The sequence below is a fragment of the Paraburkholderia sp. SIMBA_053 genome, assembly GCF_046534895.1.
Taxonomy (GTDB): Bacteria; Pseudomonadota; Gammaproteobacteria; order Burkholderiales; family Burkholderiaceae; genus Paraburkholderia; species Paraburkholderia caledonica.
On record NZ_JAWRXU010000600.1, the window covers coordinates 1 to 276 of the forward strand.

Below are 276 nucleotides of genomic sequence, written 5' to 3' on the forward strand. Positions count from 1 at the left end.
TGCCAGCGGCAGTACCGGGCGGTAACTCGCCATCGCTCTTGGTGGCGAGGTACTGGACCTGTGAATGAGAAATGTTGCACATCTCCGCGATCTCTCCTGTTTTAAAAACAGGTGAAGCTTTTCGCGGTCGGGGGGCAAGAATGGTGTCACGCAGTTCGTCCGTAAAAATCGAGACCCTTTCAGCGAACTGGCTAATCTGCTCAAGAGGAACCGTTCGGTCTACAGCGGGAAGTTGGCTCGTTTTCACCATTCTGAGGTTTATCCGAAAATTTCGAT

The 276-nt window shown here is 51.8% G+C and carries 1 pseudogene; it reads right to left on the reverse strand.

Going from position 1 to position 276, the window contains the following annotated elements:
* Nucleotides 1-250, reverse strand: a pseudogene (locus SB753_RS37000) (ParA family protein); the annotation flags it as partial.
* Nucleotides 251-276 lie beyond the last annotated feature (26 nt).